We start from the raw sequence: 648 nt of genomic DNA, 5'->3' as shown, positions 1-648 counted from the left end.
GGGCGGGCGTAGGCGGGGGCCGGGGAGGCTGCGGGGGCGCCGCCCCCGTAGCCACCGCCGAAGCCGCCACCGCCGCCGTAGCCGCCACCGGCACCGCCGAAGCCGCCGGAGCCGCCGGAGCCGCCGCCGGGCGGGTTGGCGCCGCCGGAGGGGTCGACGATCAGCTCGGTCTTCCACTGGAGGCCGAGGTCGCCGAGGGCCTGCCGCAGGACGTCCTCGCTGCCGCTGTTGGCGAAGCTGTCGCGCGCGCCGGCGTTGGAGAAGCCGACCTGGAGCGTGATGCCGTCACAGCCGGCGACCTGGGCGTTCTGGCTGAGCAGGATCCACGTGAAACGACGGCGGTTCTTGACCGCCTCCAGGATGTTGGGCCAGAGCTGACGGGCCTGGCTCGCGTCGCCCTGCGGGGCGCCCGCAGGCGCGCCTGCGGGCGCGGCGGCAGCGGGAGCGGGCGCGGCGGGGGCCGCGGGAGCGGCGCCCGTGGGCCAGGCACCGGCTTGCGGCGCACCCGCCGACGGGCCCGAGCCGGGCGCGGAGGCGGTGGGCCAGGCGCCGGGCGCGGAGCCCGCCTGGCTCTCCTGCGGGGCGGCGGCCGTCGTCGGCCAGGCGCCGGCTTGCGGAGCGTTCGCGGCGGGAGCCGGTGCCTGGGCC

1 pseudogene is annotated in these 648 nt (G+C 79.9%); it reads right to left on the bottom strand.

The window, feature by feature from the left end:
* Positions 1 to 648, bottom strand: a pseudogene (locus tag K6I33_RS35515) (DNA polymerase III subunit gamma and tau); the annotation flags it as partial.

The organism is Streptomyces sp. UNOB3_S3 (assembly GCF_020740895.1).
Taxonomy (GTDB): Bacteria; Actinomycetota; Actinomycetes; order Streptomycetales; family Streptomycetaceae; genus Streptomyces.
The sequence above is the reverse complement of the archived record's forward strand: the minus strand, read 5'-3'. Positions and strand labels throughout refer to the sequence as shown.